Annotated in this window: 30 protein-coding genes and 1 pseudogene; 13 read left to right on the top strand and 18 right to left on the bottom strand. The window is 50.4% G+C overall.

What is annotated here, in order from left to right:
- Positions 1-64: 64 nt before the first annotated feature.
- Positions 65-709 (bottom strand): nicotinate-nucleotide adenylyltransferase, encoded by a 645-nt coding sequence (gene nadD / locus JFT66_RS15240; protein ID WP_198859553.1) that lies wholly within the window; start codon positions 707-709, stop codon positions 65-67.
- Positions 709-1,974: a glutamate-5-semialdehyde dehydrogenase gene (locus JFT66_RS15235; RefSeq protein ID WP_034117730.1), complete on the bottom strand. Its 1,266-nt coding sequence runs from the start codon at positions 1,972-1,974 to the stop codon at positions 709-711. The genes nadD and JFT66_RS15235 overlap by 1 nt, the downstream gene beginning before the upstream one ends.
- A 174-nt stretch (positions 1,975-2,148) precedes the next feature.
- On the opposite strand from JFT66_RS15235, the pseudogene JFT66_RS15230 reads away from it, so the two are divergent.
- The 5 genes and pseudogenes from JFT66_RS15230 to JFT66_RS15210 all read left to right on the top strand — a co-directional run.
- Positions 2,149-2,466 (top strand): annotated as a pseudogene (locus JFT66_RS15230) (DNA-3-methyladenine glycosylase); the annotation flags it as partial.
- 43 nt (positions 2,467-2,509) lie between these two features.
- Complete coding sequence (locus JFT66_RS15225) at positions 2,510-4,168, top strand: recombinase family protein (RefSeq protein ID WP_198859552.1); 1,659 nt, start codon at positions 2,510-2,512, stop codon at positions 4,166-4,168.
- Between the two features lie 656 nt (positions 4,169-4,824).
- On the top strand, positions 4,825-5,118 hold the full coding sequence (locus JFT66_RS15220) for a hypothetical protein (RefSeq protein WP_153367507.1): 294 nt from the start codon (positions 4,825-4,827) through the stop codon (positions 5,116-5,118).
- A gap of 69 nt (positions 5,119-5,187) precedes the next feature.
- Positions 5,188-5,550 (top strand): plasmid mobilization relaxosome protein MobC, encoded by a 363-nt coding sequence (gene mobC / locus JFT66_RS15215; RefSeq protein WP_153367505.1) that lies wholly within the window; start codon positions 5,188-5,190, stop codon positions 5,548-5,550.
- Positions 5,547-7,151 carry a relaxase/mobilization nuclease domain-containing protein gene (locus JFT66_RS15210; RefSeq protein ID WP_153367503.1) on the top strand — a complete coding sequence of 535 codons (1,605 nt, stop codon included), beginning with the start codon at positions 5,547-5,549 and terminating at the stop codon, positions 7,149-7,151. The genes mobC and JFT66_RS15210 overlap by 4 nt, the downstream gene beginning before the upstream one ends.
- A gap of 73 nt (positions 7,152-7,224) precedes the next feature.
- Here JFT66_RS15210 and JFT66_RS15205 read toward each other — a convergent pair whose 3' ends face one another.
- From JFT66_RS15205 to JFT66_RS15190, 4 genes are read right to left on the bottom strand one after another with little or no spacing between them, the layout of a single operon-like run.
- Positions 7,225-7,413 (bottom strand): hypothetical protein, encoded by a 189-nt coding sequence (locus tag JFT66_RS15205; protein WP_032904864.1) that lies wholly within the window; start codon positions 7,411-7,413, stop codon positions 7,225-7,227.
- 1 nt (position 7,414) lies between these two features.
- Positions 7,415-7,903, bottom strand: a complete 489-nt coding sequence (locus JFT66_RS15200) for a hypothetical protein (RefSeq protein ID WP_198859551.1) — start codon at positions 7,901-7,903, stop codon at positions 7,415-7,417.
- 17 nt (positions 7,904-7,920) lie between these two features.
- Positions 7,921-8,289: a hypothetical protein gene (locus JFT66_RS15195; RefSeq protein ID WP_096143416.1), complete on the bottom strand. Its 369-nt coding sequence runs from the start codon at positions 8,287-8,289 to the stop codon at positions 7,921-7,923.
- Positions 8,280-9,260 carry a RepB family plasmid replication initiator protein gene (locus tag JFT66_RS15190; protein WP_198859550.1) on the bottom strand — a complete coding sequence of 327 codons (981 nt, stop codon included), beginning with the start codon at positions 9,258-9,260 and terminating at the stop codon, positions 8,280-8,282. Before JFT66_RS15190 ends, JFT66_RS15195 begins: the two co-directional genes overlap by 10 nt.
- A 413-nt stretch (positions 9,261-9,673) precedes the next feature.
- Between JFT66_RS15190 and JFT66_RS15185 the strand changes: the two genes are divergently transcribed.
- The 3 genes from JFT66_RS15185 (at position 9,674) to JFT66_RS15175 (ending at position 11,600) form a co-directional block, all read left to right on the top strand.
- Positions 9,674-10,081 carry a hypothetical protein gene (locus tag JFT66_RS15185; protein WP_073452772.1) on the top strand — a complete coding sequence of 136 codons (408 nt, stop codon included), beginning with the start codon at positions 9,674-9,676 and terminating at the stop codon, positions 10,079-10,081.
- Positions 10,082-10,095: 14 nt separating this feature from the next.
- On the top strand, positions 10,096-10,533 hold the full coding sequence (locus JFT66_RS15180; RefSeq protein WP_020301966.1) for a hypothetical protein: 438 nt from the start codon (positions 10,096-10,098) through the stop codon (positions 10,531-10,533).
- A 341-nt stretch (positions 10,534-10,874) separates the two neighbouring features.
- A complete protein-coding gene (locus tag JFT66_RS15175; protein WP_198859549.1) occupies positions 10,875-11,600 on the top strand; it encodes a hypothetical protein in 726 nt (241 codons plus the stop codon).
- A 268-nt stretch (positions 11,601-11,868) separates the two neighbouring features.
- On the opposite strand, the gene JFT66_RS15170 is transcribed toward JFT66_RS15175, so the two are convergent.
- The 4 genes from JFT66_RS15170 to JFT66_RS15155 form a co-directional block, all read right to left on the bottom strand.
- Positions 11,869-12,312 (bottom strand): hypothetical protein, encoded by a 444-nt coding sequence (locus JFT66_RS15170; RefSeq protein WP_073452766.1) that lies wholly within the window; start codon positions 12,310-12,312, stop codon positions 11,869-11,871.
- Positions 12,313-12,614: 302 nt separating this feature from the next.
- The gene (locus JFT66_RS15165) at positions 12,615-13,199 is read right to left on the bottom strand and encodes a hypothetical protein (protein ID WP_020301969.1); all 585 of its coding nucleotides are present in this window, start codon (positions 13,197-13,199) and stop codon (positions 12,615-12,617) included.
- Between the two features lie 65 nt (positions 13,200-13,264).
- Positions 13,265-13,594, bottom strand: a complete 330-nt coding sequence (locus JFT66_RS15160; protein WP_198859548.1) for a hypothetical protein — start codon at positions 13,592-13,594, stop codon at positions 13,265-13,267.
- A 188-nt stretch (positions 13,595-13,782) separates the two neighbouring features.
- On the bottom strand, positions 13,783-14,949 hold the full coding sequence (locus tag JFT66_RS15155; protein ID WP_153367493.1) for a hypothetical protein: 1,167 nt from the start codon (positions 14,947-14,949) through the stop codon (positions 13,783-13,785).
- A gap of 111 nt (positions 14,950-15,060) precedes the next feature.
- Between JFT66_RS15155 and JFT66_RS15150 the strand changes: the two genes are divergently transcribed.
- Together JFT66_RS15150 and JFT66_RS15145 are read left to right on the top strand one after the other, a co-directional pair.
- A complete protein-coding gene (locus JFT66_RS15150) occupies positions 15,061-15,492 on the top strand; it encodes a DNA-3-methyladenine glycosylase (RefSeq protein WP_269836384.1) in 432 nt (143 codons plus the stop codon).
- 75 nt (positions 15,493-15,567) lie between these two features.
- Positions 15,568-16,884: a bifunctional DedA family/phosphatase PAP2 family protein gene (locus JFT66_RS15145; protein ID WP_034117728.1), complete on the top strand. Its 1,317-nt coding sequence runs from the start codon at positions 15,568-15,570 to the stop codon at positions 16,882-16,884.
- Here the strand turns inward: JFT66_RS15145 and JFT66_RS15140 are convergent.
- From JFT66_RS15140 to JFT66_RS15125, 4 genes are all read right to left on the bottom strand, one after another.
- Positions 16,878-17,093, bottom strand: coding sequence for a hypothetical protein (locus tag JFT66_RS15140; RefSeq protein ID WP_034117926.1), 216 nt, complete (start codon positions 17,091-17,093; stop codon positions 16,878-16,880). The genes JFT66_RS15145 and JFT66_RS15140 overlap by 7 nt on opposite strands.
- 99 nt (positions 17,094-17,192) lie before the next feature.
- Positions 17,193-17,783, bottom strand: coding sequence for an LON peptidase substrate-binding domain-containing protein (locus tag JFT66_RS15135; RefSeq protein WP_198859547.1), 591 nt, complete (start codon positions 17,781-17,783; stop codon positions 17,193-17,195).
- Between the two features lie 21 nt (positions 17,784-17,804).
- Entirely contained in the window at positions 17,805-18,521 is a 717-nt protein-coding gene (locus JFT66_RS15130; RefSeq protein ID WP_034117726.1) for an LrgB family protein, read from the bottom strand.
- Positions 18,518-18,871, bottom strand: coding sequence for a CidA/LrgA family protein (locus JFT66_RS15125; protein ID WP_153839463.1), 354 nt, complete (start codon positions 18,869-18,871; stop codon positions 18,518-18,520). Before JFT66_RS15125 ends, JFT66_RS15130 begins: the two co-directional genes overlap by 4 nt.
- 185 nt (positions 18,872-19,056) lie before the next feature.
- Between JFT66_RS15125 and JFT66_RS15120 the strand changes: the two genes are divergently transcribed.
- The 3 genes from JFT66_RS15120 (at position 19,057) to JFT66_RS15110 (ending at position 22,007) form a co-directional block, all read left to right on the top strand.
- A complete protein-coding gene (locus JFT66_RS15120) occupies positions 19,057-19,512 on the top strand; it encodes a MaoC family dehydratase (protein WP_034117724.1) in 456 nt (151 codons plus the stop codon).
- 105 nt (positions 19,513-19,617) lie between these two features.
- Complete coding sequence (locus JFT66_RS15115; RefSeq protein WP_198859546.1) at positions 19,618-21,336, top strand: C13 family peptidase; 1,719 nt, start codon at positions 19,618-19,620, stop codon at positions 21,334-21,336.
- A gap of 29 nt (positions 21,337-21,365) precedes the next feature.
- Positions 21,366-22,007 (top strand): oxidoreductase, encoded by a 642-nt coding sequence (locus tag JFT66_RS15110; RefSeq protein ID WP_034117722.1) that lies wholly within the window; start codon positions 21,366-21,368, stop codon positions 22,005-22,007.
- 68 nt (positions 22,008-22,075) lie between these two features.
- Here JFT66_RS15110 and JFT66_RS15105 read toward each other — a convergent pair whose 3' ends face one another.
- The 4 genes from JFT66_RS15105 to JFT66_RS29790 form a co-directional block, all read right to left on the bottom strand.
- Complete coding sequence (locus JFT66_RS15105) at positions 22,076-22,360, bottom strand: YceK/YidQ family lipoprotein (protein WP_034117721.1); 285 nt, start codon at positions 22,358-22,360, stop codon at positions 22,076-22,078.
- Complete coding sequence (gene ubiX / locus JFT66_RS15100; protein ID WP_198859545.1) at positions 22,353-22,982, bottom strand: flavin prenyltransferase UbiX; 630 nt, start codon at positions 22,980-22,982, stop codon at positions 22,353-22,355. Before ubiX ends, JFT66_RS15105 begins: the two co-directional genes overlap by 8 nt.
- Positions 22,979-24,328 carry a UDP-N-acetylmuramate:L-alanyl-gamma-D-glutamyl-meso-diaminopimelate ligase gene (gene mpl / locus JFT66_RS15095; RefSeq protein WP_034117719.1) on the bottom strand — a complete coding sequence of 450 codons (1,350 nt, stop codon included), beginning with the start codon at positions 24,326-24,328 and terminating at the stop codon, positions 22,979-22,981. Before mpl ends, ubiX begins: the two co-directional genes overlap by 4 nt.
- A 246-nt stretch (positions 24,329-24,574) precedes the next feature.
- Complete coding sequence (locus tag JFT66_RS29790; protein WP_233097105.1) at positions 24,575-25,669, bottom strand: hypothetical protein; 1,095 nt, start codon at positions 25,667-25,669, stop codon at positions 24,575-24,577.
- Positions 25,670-25,958 lie beyond the last annotated feature (289 nt).

The raw sequence follows: 25,958 nt of genomic DNA, 5'->3' as shown, positions 1-25,958 counted from the left end.
AAAACTCGTTTTGCTCGTATGTTCGGGCGCTTGCTGCACGAGTCGTGCGTTCAAGCGCGCCTTTTCAGTTCGACGCACGGTAAAGCCCGTGCGCATCGATGTAGGCCAGGACCGCGTCAGGCACCAGGAAACGTACCGACTTCCCGCTGGCCAGCAGTTGACGGATCTGGGTGGCGGACACCGCAAGCGGGGTCTGCCAGACGAATGCAATATTCCCGTTCGGCCCGGTCAGGGCCAAGGGGTCACTTACCGACCGCGCAGCCAGCAGGTTGCGCAAGGCATCCGGCGGTTCGCTGTCAGCATCCGGGCGTTGCAAAACCAGGATGTGGCAATGCTGGAGGAGTTCTTCCCAGCGGTGCCAAGAGGGCAGGCCGCAAAATGCGTCCCAGCCCAAAAGCAGAAACAACTGGTCATCTGCGGCCAACTCGGCGCGCATCAGTTCCAGGGTGTCGACAGTGTAGGACGGTTTATCGCGCTTGAACTCGTGATCATCCACCACCAGCGGCGCTATACCGTCTACAGCCAGGCGTACCATTTCCAGGCGCTGTTGCGCAGACACCTGCGGCGTGTCGCGATGGGGCGGCCGCGCGTTGGGCATCATGCGCACCTCATCCAGCCCGAGCGCATCCGCGACTTCCAGGGCGCTGCGCAAATGGCCGATGTGCACGGGGTCGAAGGTGCCACCGAGCAGCCCGATGCGTTTAGCCATCAAGTGCGCACATGCCCGTCACCGAACACCACGTACTTCTCGCTGGTCAAGCCTTCGAGGCCAACCGGGCCGCGTGCGTGGAGCTTGTCGGTGGAGATACCGATCTCCGCCCCGAGGCCGTACTCGAAGCCGTCGGCAAAACGCGTCGAGGCGTTGACCATCACCGAAGCAGAATCTACCTCGTTGAGGAAACGCCGGGCATCGCTGAAATGCTCGGAAACAATGGCGTCGGTATGCTTGGAGCCGTACGTGTTGATGTGTTCGATGGCCTGGTCCAGGTCGTCGACAATGCGAATCGACAGGATCGGCGCCGTGTACTCGGTGTACCAGTCTTGCTCCGTCGCCTCGATCACGTCGGCACCGAGCAATGCACGGGTACGCTCGCAGCCGCGCAGTTCCACGCCCTTGTCACGGTAGATGGCAGCCAGCGGCGGCAGCACGCGCTCGGCAATGCCGACGTGCACCAACAGGGTTTCCATGGTGTTGCACGGTGCGTAGCGATGGGTCTTGGCGTTGTCGGCGATGCGGATCGCCTTGTCGAGGTCGGCGGCGATGTCGATAAACACGTGGCACACGCCGTCCAGGTGCTTGATAACCGGCACCTTGGCATCGCGGCTGACGCGCTCGATCAGGCTCTTGCCGCCACGGGGAACGATAACGTCGACAAATTCCGGCAGGGTGATCAAGGCACCCACGGCGGCGCGGTCGGTGGTTTCCACCACTTGCACCACTTCGGCCGGCAACTCGGCCACCGCCAAGCCTTGCTGGATGCAGGCGGCGATGGCGCGGTTGGAATTGATCGCCTCGGAACCGCCACGCAGGATGGTGGCGTTGCCAGACTTGAGGCACAGGCTCGCAGCGTCGATGGTCACGTTCGGACGCGACTCATAGATGATGCCGATTACGCCCAGGGGCACGCGCATCTTGCCTACCTGGATGCCGGACGGCAGGTAGCGCATATCGCGGATTTCACCGATGGGGTCAGGCAGCTTGGCCACCTGACGCAGGCCTTCGATCATGTCGTCGATACGTGCAGGGGTCAGCGCCAGGCGATCCAGCAGCGCTGGCTCCAGGCCATTGGCGCGGCCGTTGGCCAAGTCCAGTTCGTTGGCAGCAGTCAACTCGGAGCGCGAAGCATCCAGAGCATCGGCAGCCGCCAGCAGCGCACGGTTCTTCTGCGCAGTGCTCGCACGGGCGATCAACCGCGAGGCCTGACGGGCAGCGCGACCCAGGCGGGTCATATAGTCAAGAACGGACTCAGTCATGGTCAGGGAGTCTTGGCAAAGAGGAAAGCGGCAGATTATAGCTGTGACGCCGCCCGACTGACAGCGGTGAGGGGCGGATGGTCGAAATGAACTGTAAAAACCTGAGGTTCAGGCGTAATTAAGGTGGGAGTTGTTATTATTCCGTCACATTTAGCCGTAATAACCCTGAACGCCATGTCCGGTTTTAACCCCCAGTTCCCCGCGAGCGCCCTGCCTGACTGCTTCTTCGACCGTGATGCACAACTGCTCGCGCGCGAGTTGCTTGGAAAAGTCATACGCCATCGTGTCGGCGATAGTTGGCTTTCGGCACGCATTATTGAAACAGAAGCCTATTACGTGGCCGAAAAAGGCAGCCATGCGTCCCTCGGCTACACAGAAAAGCGTAAGGCTTTGTTTCTGGATGGCGGCCATATCTACATGTACTACGCCCGTGGTGGTGATTCGCTGAACTTCAGCGCCCATGGCCCGGGCAATGCCGTATTGATCAAGTCGGACGTATAATACCTGCAAGATCGGATCTTACAGGCGGCAGCAAATGGCACGTTTAATCTCCTACCTTCGTATGTCCACAAGCGAGCAATTGAAGGGCTTTTCGCTTGAACGTCAGCGAAAGCTGATCGCTGATTTTGCCCTAAGATATGGGCTTTCGCTCGATGAAAGTCATTCAATTGAAGACATTGGGCGTTCGTCGTTCTCCGACGATGCGGAGCAAAGGCAGCTTGCTCGGTTTTTCACTGACCTAGACGCCGGGAAGTTTTCGCCCGGTGATGTGTTCGCACTGGAAAACATCGACCGGCTGACCCGTCGCGGCCCCATTGATGCCATCTTGAAGGTCAATGCGATCATTTCAAAAGGGTTGAAGCTGGCGATCATCAGCAACAATGAACAAAAAATAATTGAAGATGTAAATGACGTTTTCACCATCATCAATTTGTCCATTGATGCAGCCCGTTCGCATGGTGAAAGTAAAAACAAAAGCGACAAAGGTCTGTCGAACTGGGAAGAAAAAAGAAAACTAGCCGCCAGTCATGGCGTAGCAATGACCGCACAGGCCCCGGCGTGGCTTGATACGGAAACCTTTTACCTAATGGACGAAACCAAGGGTAAACAGATTAAACGCCGTCGATACGTCCTAAATCCTGAAAAAGCTGAAACCGTCCGCCTAATTTTCGAACTTTTCCAAAATGGTAATGGTTCGCTAAAAATAAAAAACATCTTGAATGAGCGAAATATTCCGACCTTCAAAGGTGCGGAATACTGGGAACCCTCAATCATTTCAAAAATATTGAGAAACCCGGCAACTTTCGGATTTTACCAACCACAAAAACAAGGCATCGGGAAACGTGATCTAATCCCTGCAGGTGATCCAATCCACGACTATTTTCCAGCGATTGTGAGCGTTGAAACCTTTGAGCAATGCCAACGCATCACCGCTGCAAATTCGACCCGTAAAGGTCGCAAGGGGAAGCTATTCACAAACCTATTCACCGGCCTTTTAAAATGTGTCGATTGTGGTGGCCCCGTTCATTTACTCAATCCCGGTATTGATAAACGTGCAAAGGTTCCGAAGTCGATCAATTACATTGTTTGTAAAAAAGGAAAATTTACACGCGAATGTATTTTGAAGCGTTTGCGTTATGACGATTTCGAAGCTGTCATGTTGAACGCTATTCAAGAAATCAATCTTGCGGACGTATTGAACGAAAATAATCCGCTTGAACAGCTAATCAAGCAGATCCGAGCGATTGAAACCAAGATCGAGAAAAATCAAAAGCTTCTTGAAAGCTTTCAAAAATCATTTATTGAAACTGGCGATCTTCCCGCTTTTATGATCGAAGCCGCTAAGAACGCAGAAACAGCCAATAAAGCCCTAGAAATTGAACGCACTGAGCTACAAGCTCAGATCTCACAATTAAACGCCTATAACACTAACGTAGATAATGCCATTGAAGAACTTAAAGAAAATGGCACCTATGAAACCCGTGCAAAAATAAACCTTTTGCTACATGACATTATAAAAACCATCAATATTGATTTCGAGCTTTTAGATTATGCCATCATCTTTAAAAATGGCGTGAAGCGATTTATAAATGATGGAATTATTCAAAATGTATATATCGCCAAAAGCTTCAGCGAGCAATCATTTAGAGAATTTGAAGAAATCCTAAATCATAAGCCGCCCGAAAAAATCTAACCATCAAACGTATTCAAGAGGCTGTCATTTATTTGATGGCCTTTTTTTATGAAGTCTAAAAATCAAACGGTAAAAGAGAACATAAAAGGTCTGATCATCAAACGTATTATGTCGGACACTTTTAAAAATTGTCGGACACTTTTTTGTCATACAGATATGTCGGACACTATTGAAAACATTAAAATATATGATACAACATTTATATGAGTTCGATAAAAGATAGGCAAGCAATGGAAACGTCCGACATTTAACTTCGTTAAATTTGTCGGTCATGAAAAACACTTCATGCTTTTTCATTCCGTTTCCTACTTGATTTTCGCACTTCGTTTGAAAATGTAAAAGCAAAAGCAAGCCCCCTTTAATGCCTTCGGACATTAAAGAAAAATCAAAAACCTAACCATGAGGAATATTATGAATGATGACGACAATGAAAGCAGCTACGAATATAAAGGTGATGATGTAGGAAATTGTGTTCGTTGCGATGAAGACACTTGGAACGGCCATTCGCTTTGCAGAAATTGCAGAGAGACTGACGAGATACAAAGAAGATGGGACAACCTCGAAGATTAAAACAGTAGCACCCTGAACAATGGGCAATGGCCCATTATTCAAAATAAACTTAACATAAGGAAAGTATGACAACACGAACAAAAATAATGGAAAGTATTTATAGCTATGTGATCCATTCAGGAAAATCACCAGCCAGTTACAAACTAATTGAAGAAGTTATTAAGCATAGAGATGCCCGCGACATTGCATTCGTCTTGATGGAAATGCTTAAAGAAATTACCAGACCAGAACACTACGTCCACAAGAATACGCTTTATGCTGATAGTGCGTATTTTGCTGAAGAGTTTTGCAAGCACCTTACGGATGTGATTAAAGGTGAATTATACGAAGACGACGAATTTGATTTTGGTGAATTCGACGATGAAACAACAGAGAGTTAAACGCAGCACATGAGCAATAGGCCACGGCCTTTGTTCACCAAATTAAAATAAACCCCGATCAGGAGACACATGGCACAAGATAAAGTATCGATAAGAATTTCAAAAGAAGACATGCAAAAATTCAACGAACTCGCTTCTAGTCTTTCAATGACTAAAACAGCAGTAATCAAAAAAATCGTTAACGATGGCTTTGGTCAAACAATCGAAATCACTAACGACGATCTTCTCGCTTCTTTTTCAAAAATCGAAAAAATGCTCGAAAGCATTGGGAACAATGTTAACCAGATGGCGAGGAAGGTGAACGCTGGCGGCAGGTTCACAGAGCAAGACAGAAAAACACTTGAACAAGTATCTGACCGCTTTGAAAAGCTCTATGACTTCGTTGCAACTAAAACGAAAAAAGCAGTAATCAAAAAAAGAGGTTCAAAATGATCAGGGACGTAAAAAGCAAACTCCCTGACAATGCGGCGACCACTCGCACAATGAATTACATTTTAGAAAAGGCTGAGTTGGTTGGCGGTAGTGAAGCAAAATTCGATAACACCAGCATGAAAGAATATGCGGAATTCGGAGCGAAGAAATTCAGACAGATTAACAACAAGTACCAATCTAAAACTGGCCGAACTCAGGAAATAGAAGCAGTACATGAAATCATCAGCTTTCACACTGATGATAAAGTTTCGCCTGAAATGGCCCGTGATTTGGCTTTAACCGTTTGGCGGAACGTTCTTGATTTAGATAATCGAAAACACCGCTGGGCTGTTCATACTGACACCGATGAAATTCACGTTCATCTTGTATGGAATAAGAGAGACAACAAAGGAAATCTTTACAATCAGCATAATGATTATGCTTTCTTTGAAAAAGCCTGTCAGGAAATTGAAGAAGAATACGGGTTAAAAGTCGTTGAAAATAGAAAGTCTTTAAATCCCGGAATGCCTACAAGTCCAAAACCATCGAACGAATACAGGCTTGAAAATCGCGGCATTAAATCCGAGAAGAAAAAATTTAAAGAGGCCGTAAACGCTGTAACTGACAAGGCTATGACCGCTGGCGAGTTCCTCGAATTTCTCGATGCTGATGGCTTCACCTTGATCACCAACGGCAACAATGCCTATTCCCTGGAGAAGGACGGCCAGATCTTCAAAGCCTCCGAGGTGGGAGCGTCCTACAAAGCTCTAAAAGCCCGTTTTGGCGACGATCCCCAGTTTGGTGACACGCTTGCACGTCTTGGAGTAAAAACGGCTCCTGTGCGTGATTATGGAAGCATCGGCGGGGATTTTCATGATGAGCAATCAAGCATCACCGAAAAAAGGATCAAGAAATCTAATCGCGTCCTAGATACTCGCTTCGATACCCCTGATGGTCATGATTTCTATTATAAAGGGACGAACAAGAAAGCTTTTGAATACAGCGATGGCACGGCCACTTTCAACACCACCAGCCCAATGGCGATCAAAGCGGGCTTGCAGAAGCTCACAGAGAGCGGCAAACCCCAAACCCTGCACTTAACAGGAACGCACGATTTTAAGCGTAATGCGTGGCTACAATTCCAGATGATGGGACTAGACCAAAAAGGGTATTCATTAAGTGGTTTTACACCTAACGCCAACGATAAAGCAGAGCTTGAAAAATTGAAGCTTGAAAATCCAGCGTTTAAGAAGCCGATTGAAGCGATTAGCGTTACATCTTCACCGACTAATAAGCCAGCTAAAAAGCCACATCCTACAACACCTGTTAAAAAAGCGGTGGATCATCTTGAAGATCCTAAATTAAAAAGCTTTATACGTCCTGTAAATGCTGACGATGATACGAAAGCCAAAAGGCTTGGAAAAATCGGGGCCGTTGGTATAGCCGATGGACTTGTTAAGACTGCTGATGTATTCGCAGTGCATGACGCCGCAGGTTCGATGAATGAAAAACTTTCTGAGATGCGTGTTCTTGCTGCACAAGCTAAAAACAGTCAAAGCAGTTCCGAAAACGAAGCTTATCAAAACGAAAAAAGAAGAAGGCAGCAGTTAAGACCAGATTAAAAAAACGCCTTATGGCGTTTGTTTTTTCTTAGATTTCATCATGAACATTCACCAACTGGGATCGTTGCTTATTTCAAATCAATTTCAAGTAAAGCAACTCTAATTTTAACGCCCTAATGCGGTGATAGCGGTCGAACATTGCGGCTTTTCTTTCATCGCTTGGGATCATCTGGTCATTCTTGTAAGCGTCGAATTCTTTTTGTAATGAATATATTCTAATGCTGAAATGTTCAAGCATTGCTCTGCAATATTCTTCGTTCATATTATCCCCTCGTTGATTTATTTTGTTTGTCGAAATCAAAAGCACATACATTATTTTTTTCGTCGTATGTTTCATATACATTAAATGACTGTTTTGCTTCACCCATAAACGCCGAATTTTTGCATAGTCCCGGCTTTCCAATATTGAGATAACATTGGCCTTTATAGGCCATCATTCCGAAATCTCGATCATACTTAATAGGGACGGTTATAACTCCATCGTTACTCATCATTTCAATTTCATGATTATCCGCAAGTGACTGAACTGCGACCCTCGTTTCATCGCCCGACGAACAAACACAAATTTTGAATTGTTCATCTATCTTTTTAATAGCATCGTGAGATTTAAAACCGTGCAACATTAGCGAAGCGTAATCCTTGTTTCTTTGCTCTCTGCATTTGCTATCGCTCCACCATGCAGGGTCATCAGCAAAAGAAGCGTTGACTGATAATAAAAGCGTTAAAGCGGTGATTAAATTTCTTACATTCATTTGCCCTCTGATCGATGTTAAACCGTTGGCGGTTTTGGGTTCATTTTTGGTGCTGGATTGTTAACAACTCCTTTCATCATTTCGATCATATCTTCCATGGCGTAGTGGTAATCAAGCTCACTTATTAACTCACCAGTAAACGGATTGAAAACTAGACCCCCCTTGATCTTATTTTCGATCAGTTCACTATTTTCAATAGATGTTTGTGCTAACGATAACAATTGATACAAAGCTTTAATGTCCTTTATTTCGCCCAATTTTGCAGATATAGACGATCTAATCACGTCGCTTTTTATTAGGTGAATAAGTGCCTCAATTCTCATTATCAAAGCTTCTACTATAAAGCCGGGCAATTGCGGTTTCTGTTCTTCTTTTTTCATCTCCATTCTTCGTCTCCATCATCTGTTAATTCATTTGGTGCTTTTGGCTCTTCAATTTCTTCGTAAAAATCTTCACTCAGCTCACGATCAAAATCGTCTGAATTCGACCCTTTAATGGCTTTCTTTTCGATGCTTGCCGCTTTCTTTTTTTCAGCAATTGCCTTTTTTTCTTTAAAATCTTTGTAGAGCGACTTATAACTGTAGTCGACTAAAAATCTTGTAGTTACTCGATTAGTTTTATCTTCTTTAAAACCTTCAATTAGGCCCATTTCTTGGAGTGCTTCATTGGCCTTTCTTATTTTCATTATGAACGTTTTACAAGGCATTTTATCGCTGATGCGGAAACGTTCTTTTAACATGTCAACGCTGAAATAGTTTGTTTTGTTGCGTCTATTACAAACGTACAACACATAAAGAATTCGCTGATACTCATTAGTTAATAAGCTCAGCATCTTCGTGTCGATCTCGTACAACTCTTTTAGGCTACCAAAAAAATCAATAAAACGTTTTGATACTTCAATCTTTCCGCCTTTTTTAGTCAGCTCGCCGGTAATGAAGTTTAGAAAAACAGTTTTCGTTCCATCTTCTGTTTCTTCTTCATACTCAATATTGATCTTATTGAGTTTTCTAATTGACTGCTTGAAGATCGAAAAATACATTGTTCTATGTGATGTTTTAACATCAAAGTCATTCATTATTTCATCAAGAGTAAATTCAAATTCATTGATTTTGCTGTTGTATACTTTTCGCAAAATAAAAAGAAATACTTCAAAATCATTGAATATAGTCAGCGACGTTGAAGCAATATGAATGTTTTTAGCATTGTGGTTTTTAGCTATTTCAAAGCCTCTCGGCTCTTTGTGAGCGTTTATTGTGTTGAACAATGGAAGAGCTAGGAAAACGCGTGGAACTGATACATAACCTTTAAGTTTGAACACCTCTTTTTCTTTACCGCTTTCCTTTAAAATGTATTTCATGGTTATTTTTCACCCTTGTTATACTTATAATTAACCACAAAAAAAACTAATTACAAGATTAAGGCAGTAAAAAAATAACAAATGCTGTTAACCGTATTATCATGCTTTGAAATTATCCATATTTTAAAAGATAAACCACTTTAAAAAATAAGGAGCGTTAACCGAAAGGGGGTAAATAAATAAGGAGCGTTAACTGGGGTTTTTAAGATTTCCTTATTCTTGCGGGCTTATTCGAACGTTTTCACAAAAGAAAAGATATTTACTTCGTAAATCTATATATAAGATGTAGGGCAGAACGTCAAAAGCTCATCTGGTGGATCTAAAATCAAAAACCTTTCTGGTAAGAGCTTAGGCCCTTTATTTTGACATTTTCAAGGATTGATTTTAAAATCCATTTTCCATAACCATGTGCAATGGACAATATTTTGAAAATTGGTGAGATTTTTGTAAATACACAACTTATCCATAGTGCTTTAAGTGATGAGTGGTGGAGAGGATCGAAGGCCGACAAGCCATCAGACTGTCTTTATTTTGATCGATATTGCATCGACATATTGGAGATTAAGAAGCCGGTTGATCTTGGCTTATTCGGCGTTGAAGCAGCTTTGAAGGCAGCATTAAAGCCCTATGTCCTTTATGTCATTCTTTACACCCTTCAACTTGAAGCGTCTGAAATTGAAGATCAAGAAAACCTTGAACATGGTCGTAGTTCCATCGCTGAATTGGTTGATGCCAATTGGCAAGAATTTTACGAGCGTATCAATATAGAGTTCAGCCGTTTTCTGGTTTATTTGTCCTCCGATGATCAATCTTATTCTTGAAGGAAAAAAGAAAAATGTCGAAATTGCTTGATCTACTCGCACAGCAAAAACAGCTTGAAGAACAAATCAAGAACCTAAGAGAAAATGAAGAAGAAGCAAAAGTCATCGAATTTGTTGAAGAGCTTGAAACCCTTCGCGACAAATACGGCTATTCAGTGGCTGAATTTGTTGATGTGGTGCATTCCCTTCACCAAATCAAAACCCCCGCTAAAACACCTAAAAGCGTGAGCGAGGACGTACCAAAGGCACCCAAGGAGCCTAGCGATAAATGGAAAGTGCAGATTGACGGCGTTGAATTTATCTTGAAGAAGGCGAAGCAAGGCATTGCCAGTCAAGCCATGAAAGATAAAGGATTTAAAACCTACGCTTTGTTTTTGGCTGACCTGATGCAGAAAAACGAGGTTGATACGTTCGAAGCTTTGATCGACAAACTCAAAGCCGAAAAGATTTAAAATCTAGCGACACCATGAAGCCCCCTAACCGGGGCTTTTTTGTGCCTGATGATGTTAGGCCCTTTATTTTGACAATTTATTTTTCAATAAAATATCGACAATTTTATTTTGGAATATCTTGCAAATTTTTAAGTTTTGTCATTTTTGTGATGGTTGTATTTTGGCTTAGATAAGCCATTAATTGCGTGTCAATAGTAAATTGAAAATATATTTAAGGTCGAATATTATTTAAAAATAGGGTTAGACAATAAAGCCCATTCATGAAAATAGTGTGGCCCTTTAATTTGACATTATCTTTTTCTGTGTTCTAATTTTAAGTAACAAATTAGAAAAGGAGATTTATGAATAATACTAAATTTAACCCGGTCGAATTAGGTAGCCAAGCTTTTTGCATGAATGCGACTTTTGGTAAAGATAAAACGTTTCAACACGGTCATGCAAAAGCGGTTATTGGTGTTCATGTAGTTGATATAAGCACAAAACACCTATTGATCACAGATAACAAATCTACGTTGTCTAATGTGCAATATTTATTGAAAGACTATTTCGCATCTTCTCAATATCAAGACGCTACCCATAAGAAATTTCACATCATTGATCTTGATCAGTATGATTACGATGCGGCATCTATAAAGCTCACTAGGACACATAAATTTAAGCCGGTTTCATCTTTGTCCAAATGCCAGAAGCTTACGAGAATAATAACCCGTAAAACACCGTCATCAAACGGCATAGAGATTGATCCAGTATTGAGAATAGTTTTTGAAGGAATGTTAGAGCCTGACGACTTTTTCAAATTTCAAGAAGTCCGCACAGAGTTTAGGGTTTCGATTTCACTTGTAAAAAATAGAAAGTTGATCAAAAAAATGACTGTCAATATTGGCTATTTCACGTTGATCGTTGGTTCAAAGCCATATGACTATCAAGAAGAAGACAGCAAGCAGAAAAAGGCCACTAGGCCATCATTATCTAATCCGGTTTATAAAGATGATGGTATTGAGTTTATGGCTACATTTAACGACCGTAAAAAGGACTATCGAGATATGGTCGATATGATGAAAATTTAAAAACCTTGATTTAAAGAGAAAAAACAAAAAAAGGCTCATTCATGGGCTTTTTACGTTTTCCGTGGTCCGTTTTAAGAGATCATTGATCTTGATCAAATCGGCTTTTTAAATTTCAAATGTCAATAACCCGTTATTAGGAAATAACAGGGCAATAGATTATTGAAATTCCCCATTTTTACGACATTTACTTTATTAGGTGTTAGGCCCTTTATTTTGACTTTCCAAGCAAAGCGACCACCAGAATAGGCGAGCCGCTGCACGCCTTGTTTTAGTATCGATTGCAAATAGTCTGCGTGCCTATTTGATTGCAATAAGTGGTTTTATTCTGTTCCTGTTGATTTTGCAGGTTTTGCCACGCTTGTGCTTCCTGTGCGGCCTGCTGATTTTGTGCCTCGATCTGATTTTTTCTTTGCATGATATTCATCGCCAATGTGTTGCAATCACCTTGCGACGGGTTGACCGAATCCGCTATCTGCTTAGCTCGGCTCATGAAATAATTTTGGTCGAATTGCCAAGTGTTAAGATTTGCCATCGAATATTGCTGACCACGGGCACCTGTATCTGGTGGCATGTTTCCGCTGGCAACGCATTTATGGATGCCTATCAATTGAGTAGCAAATGCAGTGTATTGGCTATCAGAAAGCGGTGGCTTTTGCGTTACGCAGCCAGTCAGTAGTGATCCAGCAACCAGCACAAAAATTATTTTTTTCATTCGCCATCCTTAGAGATCGTTGAGTAGTGGCCCTGCAATGGCACCTTGCGTTGATTCTACCCAACCCTACGGATGCCGTGCCACACATCGCGTATCCCGGCGATTTTCTGCACGGGTACAAGTCCCCGCACATCAAACCACCCTGATCGAAGCCTAGGAGCTTTTAACGCATCATTGGCCGGGCGTTCGCAACCGGGCCAATACTCACGGAGTGAGAAAAGCCGGGGGGTTAGGTATGATCCCAGTGATGAAACGACACCCAGAAAATCACAGGTTAAACGCTACCGTCTTGACTGCAAACGCTATTGCAGTGGACCGCCAACGTTCAACTGTCCGCGTCTATTCAAATCATTGACTAGCCAGATCCCCGCTTTTGTCATCAAGGCATAGGTTGCCGCCGTAAATCCGGCTTGGAAGTTATCGGTGGCTTTTGTGATTTTCCCATCGCCGTGGATTTGAAAGTCTTTTACGTTGCCTTCAAACCCATGGGGCGTCCCAACGTCAACTGTGAATAAGTCTACTAGTTCAAAATATTTATTCATGTCCACATCCTTGATTTCATAATCAAGATTGTGTGCGAAATTATTTCTTATTTTGTTCAGGTGTTTCAGCGGTCGGGCCAGTTCGGCGGGTAGCCCAGATGCGACAGCAGTTGTAAGTCTTTCGTTAAAATGTCGGAGGATTTCAGCTCCCTTGCCTTGCCCACTGGTGAAGAATTCAATATTTTCGGGTGCAATCCGCTCTTTTAAATATACGTTTAAAAATCGCTCGCAAATCAGTTGAAGTCGAAGAACACAATCTCCATCGTCTTTTTTATCCAAAACACTTGCGTATAATTCCGGATCAATGAACTTTGTAAAGTCGTGATTTAGCTGAACGTAAGCCATACTATTCTCCCTATGATTAAAGCCCATCCACACATGATCAGTCGCATAGACGGGCCGTTTCCCTATTACTTGATTTCCAGATTTAGTTTTTTGCCCAGCAGTTCGTAGAAATCCTCACGATTACGGGGTTTTTTCAGTTCTGAGCAGCACTCTTCCAAGGCGATGAGGGCTTGCGTTTCGGTGATTTTGAACCTGTTGACCAGCGGTTTTAGCTTAGTGTCGTATATGTATTGAAGCTCATTGTAATCACCACATTGACCGCACGAGACGAGGGAAGCGTCTCGCTTACCTCCACCCTTTGCATCCTCGTAATCGTATTGGTCATTGATATCTTTGATAGACGTAGGGTTCGCCTTCAGTAACTTGGCGAGAATTTCGTCAATTCTACTAGACATGCTGGTCGTATCCCTTGACTGAGTGATCAAGCCTACATGGTGGCATAGTGCCCGACTTTCAAGCCCTGTTTCCATGTCTTGCCGCGATTACTCCCGGTATGATGCCAGTGATGAAACGACACCCAAAAAATCACAGGTTAAACGCTACCGTCTTGATCAAATCCGTAAATAGCGTTACCCGATATTTTTTATTCAGTTACTCCAAGGTGGTTCATTGCCGCCCAGAGACAACTGTCGGCTCTGTTTAAAATTCTCATTTCATCAGGGTTATCAGCGTATTGCTTTTTTGCCGTTTCAATTTCGCGAAGGATAATAGTTGTTAATTCATCCGCGTAGTCGAAATCTGCAAGTTTTTCTATTTCGCAATAATTGCCAAGCATGGTCGCCAGTGCAAAATAGGTTTTCTCGAGAATTCTTTCCGTAACTATGAAGTGGATCTGGCTAATCTCATAAAGTTCGTGAAGATAAGGTAAAGCCTCAATTCGAAATCGCAGTTCAATCCCGCCTTTCGCCCGGTGATATTCCGTTAGAGTTTTATAAAGCCCATCACGAATAAGTGAGCTTTGCCCTTTATGCTGAATTGAGGCAGCCTTTTCGTTCCCAGTAAAAAAAAGAATTGAGTTGAGAACCCTTTCTATTCTCTGCAATGTTTTTGATATGTCGTATATATTCAGCCCTGCATTCAGACCCATAAAGAAAATATCACCTTCTTTATGTGCCCCGACATAAGTAATTCCGAGACAGCCTTGCAGGTGAACAATTTTCTGGACAAGAACTAGGTGTTTTTCCATGTCGCGGTAATTTTCTAATAGCTCGCTAATGGAGGCGTAAATTGCTAGACAGTCCGTAAGATCATAGGCTTTGGCATTTTCCGGTTTGCCGATCTCTACCTTATACTCACAATGGCTAGGGCTGTTTTTAGCAAACATTGCCGTGTAGACCCTATCAGGATCAGCGAAGCCTATATCCCCCCTAAAAAATACGGATTGTTCATTTAGCCTTTCAATAAAAACCTTTCGATGATTAAGATATTGTTCAAATGTCAAAGCAGCCAACTGCTTTTCGACAACAATGTCGTGCTTTTGCTGTTTATCCTGATTTTCTATGTCCAGTAAAATCTGGCGTTCTTCACCCTTCAATTGTTGAAGGTAAAGAAATAGTAACGTTCCAATGGTCGCGAACGAACTGAGTAGGGTGAACGCCCCCGCCATCACTGATCCGAAGCTTCCCCAGTCTGTTGCGTTCCGAGAAACTGGGCCAAGGTAGTGCCCATAAGCACCGAGCACCCCAATCGCAACGACAACCCCCACACCAACGGCGGCCCAGACCCCTACCAAAATCCGATTTGATTTCATGACCACTCCTAATATTTCGGTCATTGTCATTGATCGGAGTAGTTGGTCAAGTGGAGCCGTCATGATCCATCGCATGCCGCATACGCTGTGAGAAAAGCCGGAGCTTTCGGTATGATCCCAGTGATGAAACGAACCTCAGAAAATCACAGGTTAAACGCTACCGTCTTGATCAAATCGGCCTACCCGTGGGTTGATGAAATCTCCGGCCCGGCCAGCCTGGCCCAGATGCTGTTGAACAACCCGAACGCTGATGGCAGCCCACGCCCCACGCAAAAGCTGTGCGCCGGCCAGACCTTGCTGTGCAAGGCGCTGGGCCTGAAGGTGCCGATGTGGGACGCCAAGCGCTTCGACCAGGAGCGGCTGTATGTCGAAGATGTGGGCCAGCAGCCTACACAGATCATCCAGACCACACGGCTGGGCATCCCCAGTGGGCGTGATGAGCACCTGATGTACCGCTTTGTCGATGCGGGCTATGCGCCCTATTGCACACGGAACCCGCTGCGCCGGGGGCAGGTCGAAGGCCGCGATTATTTCTTACGTTGAATTGATTGAGACGGCTGCTCCCACAGTTGATCTTCACCGTTTCAGATTATGTATTGCATACATGGAGTGGATTGTATGGGCCAATGGCTCGATAGCATCACCGGCTGGCTGACCCTGAACCCGCAATGGCTGGCAGTGGCGGTGTTTATCGTCGCGTGCGTGGAGTGCCTGGCCATTGCCGGGCTGATCGTACCCGGCACGGTATTGCTGTTTGCGATTGCCGCGCTGGCCGGCAGCGGTGCGCTGTCACTGAGTGAAACCCTTTTGCTGGGTTTCCTCGGCGGCTTATTGGGCGATGGGGTTTCCTACTATCTGGGCCGGCATTTCCATCAGAACATCCGGCGCCTGCCCGGCCTTCGCCACCATCCTGAATGGATGAATGGAGCGGAAACCTACTTCCACAAGTACGGGATCGCCAGCCTGCTGGTCGGGCGTTTCATCGGCCCGTTGCGCCCCATGCTGCCAATGGTCGCCGGCATGTGCGACATGCCCTTCCCGCGTTTTGCCGCCGTGAGCATCATTGCCGCAGCAGGCTGGTCGGTGGCTTACCTGATGCCAGGCTGGGCCGCCGGTGCCGCTTTGCGCCTGCCACTGCCAGAAGGTTTCTGGCCGGAAGCAGCCATTGTCGCGGCCTGCCTCGCGGTCCTGCTGGGGCTGAGCCTGCACAGCAGCCTACGCGGCCATCGTCGCGCCACCCTGTGGATCGGTTGTGCCAGCCTGGTCTTATTGATTGCGCTGTTTATCGGCTATCCCCACCTCAACGACTTCGACCAGGGCCTGAGCGCACTGGTGCAGGAACATCGCAGCCCGTGGCTGGACGAGGTGATGGTGCGAGTCACCCAACTGGGTGAGTTCAAGAAGATGTTTTTCGCCAGCGCGATATTCACTGGCTTGCTGCTAGTGGCACGGCAATGGCGCCATGCGGTGTTTGTCGGCGCCACGCTCGCCGGCGCGGCGGTGATCAACACAGGCACCAAGCTGTTTTTCGCCCGTGGCCGCCCGGAAATCCTCACAGACCCGCTGACCAGCTTCAGCATGCCCAGCGGCCATGCCTCCGGTGCCTTTGCGTTCTTCCTGGCGCTCGCGGTATTGGCCGGCCGCGGCCAACCCACGCGCCTACGCCTGACCTGGATGTTGCTGGGCTGTATTCCCGCCGCCTTCATTGCGCTGTCGCGGGTCTACCTGGGTGCTCATTGGCCCACGGACATCCTGGCCGGCACGCTGCTGGCGATGACCGTGTGTGCGTTCAGCCTGAGGGCGAGCGAATACCGCAGCCCATTGCCGGCGATGTCGCAAAAAGCCTGGTGGCTGGTGTTGCCCGCCGTGGTAGCCGTGCTCGGCTTTATCGCCTTTACCGGCACGCCCCACGCACTGCTCAGGTACGCCTATTGACCCTTGGCCGGGCCGATCCAATCCACGGTAGCGGAGCGGCGCTCAACACAGCGTTCGCGTCGCTCCAGGAGCATCTCATCGGCCACTTCGGCGGCGCGCTCGGCGATGTATTCCGGGCCCCGTTTTGCATCCTGCTGGAGTAATTGCGTGGTCACGCTGACAAAGTACGCGTCCCAGGCGACTTGCTCCGATGGTGTCAGACGAATCATGGTCATCCCCGATCATTGTTGTGTGATCAGAAAATATTGCAGGTGGCGCAGCTGAGACGACCAAGCAAAGTCTGAAAACTCCGTCAGGCAAATCCGAATCTAGGTGAACAGCTCGCCCTGCAACTCATCGAGCAACATTTGGATCGCATCCAGCCGTTGCTGCGGATCATCGAGTTGCAGCAAGTCGATCTTGTCGGCCTCGGTGAAGGGCAGCAAATAGGCCAACTGATTGCCCAGGACTCGCTGGCCGTCGGCATGGGCGCCCATGTCCAGCGAAGCGACCATCGGGTGCTCGGCCAGGGCCTGGAGCAACGCGAGCAGGTCGGCGTCCTCTTCTTCCAGCGCGCGGTCCGGCGGCTCTTCCAGCCACTGCACTTCAGCCACCAGCAGTTGGTCCTTCTGCACGCCGGCGTCACGCACGCGGAAACGCCGCCCGCCTTCGACACGAATCCCGAGCAGGCCGTTGTCCTGTTGCTTGAAGTCGCGAATCAGCGCTTCACAGCCAATCAACGCGTAGCCGTCCGGGGCCATGCCGACTTCCTTGCCGTCGAGGATGCACACCACGCCGAAGCTTTCGCCCTTTTTCATACAGCGGCTGATCATGTCCAGGTAACGCGCCTCGAACAGTTGCAAATCGAGGGTGCAGCCTGGGAACAGCACAGTATTGAGCGGGAACAGCGCCAGACTCATAAAGGTTTCCTTAAACCTGGGTTAAACAATTACCGACACGGCCAGCGGCAGGAAGACCGCCGTGGCCACGCCCATCAGACTCATGGCCAGCGCCGCAAAGGCGCCACATTCTTCGCTTTCCTGCAGGGCCACCGAGGTGCCGACGGCGTGTGCGGTCATGCCCAATGCCATACCGCGTGCCTCGGGGCTGTGCACACCCAGGCGCGACAAGTACGCCGGGCCGATCATCGCGCCGACCACCCCGGTGATCAGCACAAACACCGCCGCCAGCGCCGCCACGCCTCCGATCTGCTCGGCGACCAGCATGGCAATCGGCGACGTCACCGACTTGGGCGCCATGGTCATCAGCATCATGTGCTCGGCCCCGAACCACCACCCCAGCAATACACACAGGCCAGTGGCCAACACCCCGCCTACCACCAGCGTAGTAAAAATCGGCCAGAACAATTGGCGAATTCGTCGCAGGTTGAGATAAAGCGGCACCGCCAGGGCCACGGTCGCGGGGCCGAGCAGGATGCCCATGATCTCGGTGCTCTTACGGTATTCGGCGTAGCTCAGGCCACAGGTGAGCAGTACGCCAATCACCAGCAACATGGACACCAGCACCGGCTGCAGGAAAATCCAGCGGGTTTTCTCGAACCCCGCCAACACCAACTGATAGGCGCCCAATGTGACACCGATGCCGAACAACGGATGGTGAATGACCGCCGTCCAGGCGCCCTGCCAGTCGAGGATCATTGATCCTTCTCCTTGCGCTTGACCATCTGCTGCATCAACACGCCGACAAAGCCCATGGCGATCACCAATGACAACACCAGGGCACCGACGATGGCCCAGAAGTCCGCGGCGATATCCTTGGCGTACACCATCACGCCCACGGCCGGCGGTACCAGCAGAAGCGGCAGATAACGCAACAGGCTGCCCGCCGCCAGGCTCAGAGGCTCGCCGACCTCACCGCGCCAGACCAAAAAGCCCAGCATCAGCAACAGGCCGATGATCGGCCCCGGCAGCACCGGCAACAGCAAATGATTGATCGCCGTACCGATCAGTTGAAACAGCACCAGCCAGGTCAGGCCCCGTAACAGCATGCGTTCTCTCCCCCCTCAAAGCTCGCCGGCATTATAAACACGCCAGCGCTATGCTCCGGCATTCGCCAGCCGCAGGGTCACTTGACCGTGCGGGGCGCTCATGATGATCTACATTGGTTCTCTGTAACCCATAAAAAACGCCCCTGCCCGGGCGGATAAGAAACGATGAACCAAGGAGAGACGCAATGCCCTATGTACCCGTAGCGCAGCTCAAAGATTATGTCGGCAAGGAACTGGGACGTTCCGAATGGCTCACCATCGATCAGGCCCGTATCAACCTGTTCGCAGAGGCCACTGGCGATCATCAGTTCATCCACGTCGACCCGGTCAAAGCCGCCAAGACGCCCTTCGGCAGCACCATCGCCCACGGTTTCCTGTCGCTGTCGCTGATGCCCAAGCTGATGGAAGACATCCTGATCATGCCCGAAGGCTTGAAGATGGCAGTCAACTACGGCCTGGACAGCGTGCGCTTTATCCAGCCGGTGAAGGTTGACTCCAAGGTCCGCCTGAACGTCACCCTTACCGACGTCACTGAGAAAAAACCGGGGCAATGGCTGTTCAAAGCCACCGCTACCCTGGAAATCGAAGGCCAGGAGAAACCTGCTTACATTGCCGAGTCGTTATCACTCTGCTTCGTGTAAGGCCCCGACTGTGGTGAGGCGATAAACCTTGCCACAGTGTATGTAAATTTATGTATGAATCCTGCGGCTGCGGCATACTCGGCGCTCAATTACCCGGATCCCGCTATGCGCCCACTCGCCCCCCTCGCCCTTGCCCTGTTGCTCACCGCTTGCGGAGACGGTGAATCGCTGTTGCCGCCCGATGCGCGCCTGCCCGATGGCGGCCGCTATCGGGGCGATGTGGTCAACGGCCTGCTGCAAGGCCAGGGTCGCGTGGACTACCCCAACGGCAGTTGGTACGCCGGCCAGTTCGACAAAGGCCAGTGGCACGGCCAGGGCGAATGGCATGGCAGTAATGGCGAAGTCTATAAAGGCGAGTTCCAGCAGGGCCTGTTTGATGGCCAGGGCAGCCTGACTACCGCGGGCAGCAGCTACGTCGGCGGTTTCAAGAACGGTCGACGCAACGGCGAAGGCACCCTCAAAGAGGGGCAGATGACCTATCGCGGTGAATTCAAGGACGACCAGTACTCCGGCCTCGGCCGCCTGGAACTCCCCGATGGCAGCCAATACCAGGGCCAATTCGCCCACGGCAAGCCCAACGGCGAAGGCCAGCGCAATGACGACAGCGGCAATCAGTTCAGCGGCCGCTTTGTCGATGGGCAGTTGGAAGGCAACGGCACCTTCAACAGCGCTGAGGGCGATATCTATGTCGGCCAATTCAAGCAGAACCAGCTCAACGGCAAAGGCCGCTACGAAAACGCCGACGGCGACGTATGGATCGGCCAGTTCAAGGAAGGCGCCCTGACCGGCCAAGGCGAATTGATCGGTGTCGATGGCAGCCACTATGTCGGCCAGTTCAGCGATTGGCGCTTTACCGGCGAAGGCCGCCTGAACCTCACCGATGGCAGCTTCTATATCGGTGGCTTCGACAGCGACAACTACCAGGGCCGCGGCACACTCGTCCTCGCCGACGGCGCCGTACAGGCTGGCACCTGGGTCAATGGCCTGCGGGTGCGCGACGCCGATGGCAAGCTGCTGCCAGACCCACTGGAAATCGGCGTGCTTGACCAAGGCCGCTTACTCAATGACGCCCTGGCCGGCGTGCCCCCGTCCACCCCGGCCGTCGAGCTGTACACCTTGGTGCTGGCTGGTGATGGCAAGCAAAGCGTGTTCCTGCGCGAAGCCGATTACGTCAGCAACCTGCTCGCTACCCGCTTCGGCGCGCGCGGGCAGGTGCGCCTGGTCAACCACCGCGATCATATCGCCGACCGCCCCCTGGCCACCCGTGAAAGCCTGCGGCGCTCCGTACAAACCCTGGCCGAACGTACCGGGCCGGAAGACCTGGTGTTCATCTATATGACCAGCCATGGCACCCACGAACACGAACTGGTGCTCGACCAGCCGCGCATGGAACTGGCCGACCTGCCCGCCGATGAGCTGGCCGCCGTGTTGGCACCGTTGAAAAACCGCGACAAGATCATCGTGATTTCCGCCTGCTACTCCGGGGGGTTCATCCCGGCACTGAAGGATGAGCGCACCCTGATCATGACCGCCTCCCGTGCAGATCGCGTGTCGTTCGGTTGTTCCGAAGAAGCCGACTTCACCTACTTCGGCGATGCCCTTTTCGCACAAGCCTTTAATCAGACGGACGATTTGCAGCACGCCTTTAAACTGGCACAACTGCAGGTGGCGGAGCGCGAACAGGCGGACAACTTCGAAGCCTCCGAACCGCAGATCTGGGCCCCTAAAGGCGTGATCGCCCATTGGCAACTATTACGCAAACAGCAGGCACGAAAGGCGCTCGAAAGCGTCTCAATGAATAGCAAGGAAGCCATAGGCAACTAAGCTGTAACCTGTACCAAGGGGGAAACACCATGTACCTGACACCTCAGCACATCTTGCTGGCCGGGGCCTCTGGCCTCACCGGCGAGCACCTGCTCGACCGCCTGCTCAACGAACCCACGGTGACCCGCGTACTGGCACCCAGCCGCAAGCCGCTGGCTGAACATCCACGCCTGGAGAACCCCGTGGGCGACCCGGCAGTGTTCCTGCCGCAACTGAGCGGCCAAGTGGATATTGCCTTCTGCTGCCTGGGCACCACCATCAAGCAGGCGGGTTCCGAAGCGGCCTTCCGCGCCGTCGACCTGGACATGGTCGTGGCGTTCGCCAAGCGCGCACGGGAACTGGGAGCGCGGCACCTGATCGCTATCAGCGCTATTGGCGCCGACCCGAAATCCTCGATGTTCTACAACCGGGTCAAAGGGGAAATGGAACAGGCACTCAAGGCCCAGGATTGGCCGCAACTGACCATCGTGCGGCCCTCGTTGCTGCTGGGGGAACGGCTGGAACCGCGCCTGGCAGAACAACTGGCCGGGCCGTTGTCGCGCTTGATTCCAGGCAAGTACCACGGTATCGAAGTCTGCGAACTGGCCCGCGCCATGTGGCGCCTGGCGCTGGAAGAGCAGGATGGGGTGCGGGTGGTGGAGTCGGATGAGTTGCGCAAGCTCGGTAAATAACCCGGCTCAGAGTCCTGACACAGATCAAAAATGTGGGAGCGGGCTCTAGTCGCCGAAAAGATCGGGGATCAGAGCCCACCCGTGGCGTTGAAGCCGACGCCCAGCACGGTCAATAACGACAATGGCAACAACAGCGTGTCGAGCAACGCACTGGCCGGCAGGTCAATATGGGGATAACTCGGCGCCTCGGCGCCAAACCTGTCCTTGGCGCAACACCCCCCATTAATCGCGTACAGATCCAGGCGTGTGCCGGCATACACCACCGGCGCGCCCGGTTGCGCGGCATCCAGCGTACGCGCCGTGGCGCAGCCCGTCAGTTGCAACACCAGTAATACCAGCAGCGCTTTATTCATCGCCGCCCAAATGATGTTCGCCCCAACGCGGCAGCATGTCCTGGGGAATGTTCAGCAGGTTGAGAATGCGCGCCACCACAAAATCCACCAGGTCATCGATGGTTTGCGGCCGGTGATAAAAGCCCGGCGACGCCGGCAAAATGGTCACGCCCATGTTCGATAACTTGAGCATGTGCTCCAGGTGAATACTTGAATACGGCGCTTCACGCGGCACCAGGATCAACTGGCGACGCTCCTTCAACGTCACGTCCGCCGCCCGTTCGATCAGGTTGTTGCAAGCCCCCGTGGCAATCGCCGACAGGGTGCCGGTGGAACACGGCACCACCACCATCGCAGCCGGCGCACCGGAACCGGAAGCCACTGGCGACATCCAGTCTTCCTTGCCGTAGACCTTGATCTGGCCCGCCGCTGCGCCGGTGTACTCGGTGAGGAACGCTTGCATCGTCTGCACTTTCGGCGGCAACGCCACATCGGTTTCAGTCGCCAGCACCAACTGCGCTGCCTTGGAAATCAGGAAGTGCACCTCCCGGTCTTCACGCACCAGGCAATCGAGCAGACGCAGGCCATAGGGCGCGCCGGATGCGCCGGTCATCGCCAGGGTGACGCGTTCCGGCCCGCTCATTTCAACGCCTCGGCCAACTTGCCATGCAAACCGCCGAAGCCACCGTTGCTCATGATCACCACATGGGTGCCCGGCTTGGCCTGATGCTTGACGTGCTCAATGATGGCTTCCAGGGAATCACACACTATCGACGGTACCGTGCACAACGCCGCAATCGCCGGCAGGTCCCAGCCGAGGTTGGCCGGTGCATACCACACCACTTGGTCGGCATCGTTGACGCTTTCGGGCAAACCGTCACGGTGCGCACCCAGCTTCATGGAGTTGGAGCGCGGCTCGATGATCGCAATGATCTGGGCATCGCCAACGCGCTTGCGCAGGCCATCCAGGGTGGTGGCAATCGCCGTTGGGTGGTGGGCAAAGTCGTCGTAGATGGTAATCCCATTCACGTCAGCAACTTTCTCCATGCGCCGTTTCACGCTTTTGAATGCGCTCAATGCCGCAATGCCCATGGCAGGCACCACACCGACATGCCGGGCGGCCGCCAGGGTCACCAGCGCATTGGCGACATTGTGCTGGCCAGTCATGCCCCAATCGACGATGCCTTGGGCCTCGCCTTCGAACAGCACTTCAAATCGAGAACCGTCGTCGCTGAGCAATTTGACTTGCCACTGGCCGCCCGTGCCGGTGGTCTGCACCGGAGTCCAGCAGCCCATATCGATCACCCGCTGCAAGGCTGGCTCGGTGGTCGGATAAATGACCAGGCCTTCGCTTGGGATGGTACGCACCAAGTGGTGAAACTGCCGCTCGATGGCGGGCAGATCGGGGAAGATGTCGGCGTGATCGAACTCGAGATTATTCAGGATCGCCGTGCGCGGGCGGTAGTGGACGAACTTGGAGCGCTTATCAAAAAAGGCACTGTCGTATTCATCCGCTTCAATCACGAAAAAGGGCGTATCGCCCAGGCGCGCCGAGACCGAGAAGTTCTGCGGCACGCCGCCAATCAGGAAGCCCGGGCTCATACCCGCATGTTCCAGCACCCAGGCCAGCATGCTGCTGGTGGTGGTCTTGCCGTGGGTGCCGGCCACCGCGAGTACCCAGCGACCTTGCAGCACATGGTCCGCCAGCCACTGTGGGCCGGAGACATAAGGCAAGCCCTTATTCAGTACATACTCGACCGCCGGATTGCCGCGGGACATGGCATTGCCAATCACCACCAGATCGGGGGCCGGGTCGAATTGCGCCGGGTCGTAGCCCTGGGTCAGCTCAATGCCCTGGGCCTCGAGTTGCGTGCTCATGGGTGGGTAAACGTTGGCGTCGGAGCCGGTGACATGATGGCCCAGCTCTTTGGCCAGGACCGCCATCGAGCCCATGAATGTGCCGCAAATACCTAGAATATGAATGTGCATAGTCGACCTCGTAAAACATCGAGGCAGGTTAGCGCAGGGAGGGGGAAATCGCACTCTTTTAGCGATTAGCGAGGTATCTTTACCGCCGCGGTCGCGGCTATCGTGCACCCCCGATCGGGGATTCCCCCCAACTCTTTTTCTGCCAATCAATCAACGGCAACCAAGCCCGGTGTCAGGCCGTTTCGGTACAACACCGGGCTTGGTACTTTGCACTCAGACGACCCAATAACACCCGACAGGCATCTTTCAAGCTATCGATTGATTGTCCTGCACCTCTAACATCCGAATAGCCGTTATTCTGCCAATACCTTTATTGATTGTGTCGTTCCTTTTATCAAGCGCACTCAAACGCTCAGTGACACTTTTGAGCGTAGCCGCAGACTCATCTTTATAGGGTTTGAAAACAAAATCATTTTCCTCGGCAAACGCTGCCAGGTTTTTCTCGGCAGCCATGTATTGTTTTTCAATAGTGTCCAGGCGTGCATTGATTTCAGTTGGCCAGTTCGGATGTTTACCAAGAGCATTGCCCTCTCCTCCCTCAACCAGCGCCTGAATCGTATTCACCGCAAACACCATTTTCAGCTCAGCATTATCCAAACGTAAGTTAATGATTTCTGCATCCTGCTCGCCCGTCCGATCTTGCCCTGCCGTAACACCATTGGTTTGCTGGCTCGGGGCCGGTTGGTGGGCCGGGGGTAGCAAGGGGGTATTGGCACTGAAGCTGCCTTTGATGTGCTCGCCAGACCAAACCGAGCCCGCGTACGTACCGATACTCAGCGGCGTGCTGACCAGCCCGTTTACAGAAGCGTTCACAAACGCATCACGCGTAACGGTTTTCAACGAGGAGTCAGTTTTAAACACACCGGCCTTGACCAAGCGATCAGCCGCCACCAGGTTGGTTGCCACATCACCGAACGTCGAGGGTTTGGTCACCACAGGTTTGACTGGCCCACTGAGTGGTGAGCCCGGATGCTGCGTCCTGAATACAAGGTTCCTGAAATTACTGATCGCATTGCTGTTCTGGCTGCCATCGACCGGGCGCGTGGGAATCGTTGGCTTGGGCCTGAATATACCAGTGGTGCCGTTTGGAACATCGATCTTCGGTGGCTTTGGCCGTGGGAAAATCCGTGGAAAGCCCGGAAGTTTTATCCCCCGCTTAACACGCGCAGAACCCTCAGGCGAATTTTCGCCAGCCGTGTGTGCATCGCTGGGCGTCTGGGCAGTCGGATTATTCAGGTCTGACGTACTTTCCGTACTTTTGGGTGCCGGCGGGTTGTGTGCGCCGACTATTGGATTAGTTACATGCAAAGTGGCTGAAACAGGAAAACCTGAAACACTCATATCGTCACCTTTTATTATAGAAACATCACGAACGCATTAACTCACCACTAGCATCAAACTCCTTGAGTTACCGAGCCTCCTTCCCTTCTAAGTATTAAATAACCCTAATCCAGTTCCACTCGGCACACAAACACAAACAACCAGCCACTACACCCCTGAAAACCAAACAATTTCCAACGATGACACAACTGCCAAATTTATAAAAACAGAATAAGGATATTAAACAGTATGACATCTGTTCAATGCGCCGCGATTCGCCCCGCCCTCTCATACGAAAAGAGCGGAACAA

The sequence above is a fragment of the Pseudomonas sp. MF6755 genome (genome assembly GCF_016405635.1).
Taxonomy (GTDB): Bacteria; Pseudomonadota; Gammaproteobacteria; order Pseudomonadales; family Pseudomonadaceae; genus Aquipseudomonas; species Aquipseudomonas haemolytica.
The sequence above is the reverse complement of the archived record's forward strand: the minus strand, read 5'-3'. Positions and strand labels throughout refer to the sequence as shown.

Coding starts and splice junctions, on each gene's coding strand:
- nadD (WP_198859553.1), bottom strand. CDS start 709: ATGGCTAAACGCATCGGGCTGCTCGGTGGCACCTTCGACCCCGTGCAC.
- JFT66_RS15235 (WP_034117730.1), bottom strand. CDS start 1,974: ATGACTGAGTCCGTTCTTGACTATATGACCCGCCTGGGTCGCGCTGCC.
- JFT66_RS15225 (WP_198859552.1), top strand. CDS start 2,510: ATGGCACGTTTAATCTCCTACCTTCGTATGTCCACAAGCGAGCAATTG.
- JFT66_RS15220 (WP_153367507.1), top strand. CDS start 4,825: ATGGAAAGTATTTATAGCTATGTGATCCATTCAGGAAAATCACCAGCC.
- mobC (WP_153367505.1), top strand. CDS start 5,188: ATGGCACAAGATAAAGTATCGATAAGAATTTCAAAAGAAGACATGCAA.
- JFT66_RS15210 (WP_153367503.1), top strand. CDS start 5,547: ATGATCAGGGACGTAAAAAGCAAACTCCCTGACAATGCGGCGACCACT.
- JFT66_RS15205 (WP_032904864.1), bottom strand. CDS start 7,413: ATGAACGAAGAATATTGCAGAGCAATGCTTGAACATTTCAGCATTAGA.
- JFT66_RS15200 (WP_198859551.1), bottom strand. CDS start 7,903: ATGAATGTAAGAAATTTAATCACCGCTTTAACGCTTTTATTATCAGTC.
- JFT66_RS15195 (WP_096143416.1), bottom strand. CDS start 8,289: ATGGAGATGAAAAAAGAAGAACAGAAACCGCAATTGCCCGGCTTTATA.
- JFT66_RS15190 (WP_198859550.1), bottom strand. CDS start 9,260: ATGAAATACATTTTAAAGGAAAGCGGTAAAGAAAAAGAGGTGTTCAAA.
- JFT66_RS15185 (WP_073452772.1), top strand. CDS start 9,674: ATGGACAATATTTTGAAAATTGGTGAGATTTTTGTAAATACACAACTT.
- JFT66_RS15180 (WP_020301966.1), top strand. CDS start 10,096: ATGTCGAAATTGCTTGATCTACTCGCACAGCAAAAACAGCTTGAAGAA.
- JFT66_RS15175 (WP_198859549.1), top strand. CDS start 10,875: ATGAATAATACTAAATTTAACCCGGTCGAATTAGGTAGCCAAGCTTTT.
- JFT66_RS15170 (WP_073452766.1), bottom strand. CDS start 12,312: ATGAAAAAAATAATTTTTGTGCTGGTTGCTGGATCACTACTGACTGGC.
- JFT66_RS15165 (WP_020301969.1), bottom strand. CDS start 13,199: ATGGCTTACGTTCAGCTAAATCACGACTTTACAAAGTTCATTGATCCG.
- JFT66_RS15160 (WP_198859548.1), bottom strand. CDS start 13,594: ATGTCTAGTAGAATTGACGAAATTCTCGCCAAGTTACTGAAGGCGAAC.
- JFT66_RS15155 (WP_153367493.1), bottom strand. CDS start 14,949: ATGAAATCAAATCGGATTTTGGTAGGGGTCTGGGCCGCCGTTGGTGTG.
- JFT66_RS15150 (WP_269836384.1), top strand. CDS start 15,061: ATGATCCCAGTGATGAAACGAACCTCAGAAAATCACAGGTTAAACGCT.
- JFT66_RS15145 (WP_034117728.1), top strand. CDS start 15,568: ATGGGCCAATGGCTCGATAGCATCACCGGCTGGCTGACCCTGAACCCG.
- JFT66_RS15140 (WP_034117926.1), bottom strand. CDS start 17,093: ATGATTCGTCTGACACCATCGGAGCAAGTCGCCTGGGACGCGTACTTT.
- JFT66_RS15135 (WP_198859547.1), bottom strand. CDS start 17,783: ATGAGTCTGGCGCTGTTCCCGCTCAATACTGTGCTGTTCCCAGGCTGC.
- JFT66_RS15130 (WP_034117726.1), bottom strand. CDS start 18,521: ATGATCCTCGACTGGCAGGGCGCCTGGACGGCGGTCATTCACCATCCG.
- JFT66_RS15125 (WP_153839463.1), bottom strand. CDS start 18,871: ATGCTGTTACGGGGCCTGACCTGGCTGGTGCTGTTTCAACTGATCGGT.
- JFT66_RS15120 (WP_034117724.1), top strand. CDS start 19,057: ATGCCCTATGTACCCGTAGCGCAGCTCAAAGATTATGTCGGCAAGGAA.
- JFT66_RS15115 (WP_198859546.1), top strand. CDS start 19,618: ATGCGCCCACTCGCCCCCCTCGCCCTTGCCCTGTTGCTCACCGCTTGC.
- JFT66_RS15110 (WP_034117722.1), top strand. CDS start 21,366: ATGTACCTGACACCTCAGCACATCTTGCTGGCCGGGGCCTCTGGCCTC.
- JFT66_RS15105 (WP_034117721.1), bottom strand. CDS start 22,360: ATGAATAAAGCGCTGCTGGTATTACTGGTGTTGCAACTGACGGGCTGC.
- ubiX (WP_198859545.1), bottom strand. CDS start 22,982: ATGAGCGGGCCGGAACGCGTCACCCTGGCGATGACCGGCGCATCCGGC.
- mpl (WP_034117719.1), bottom strand. CDS start 24,328: ATGCACATTCATATTCTAGGTATTTGCGGCACATTCATGGGCTCGATG.
- JFT66_RS29790 (WP_233097105.1), bottom strand. CDS start 25,669: ATGAGTGTTTCAGGTTTTCCTGTTTCAGCCACTTTGCATGTAACTAAT.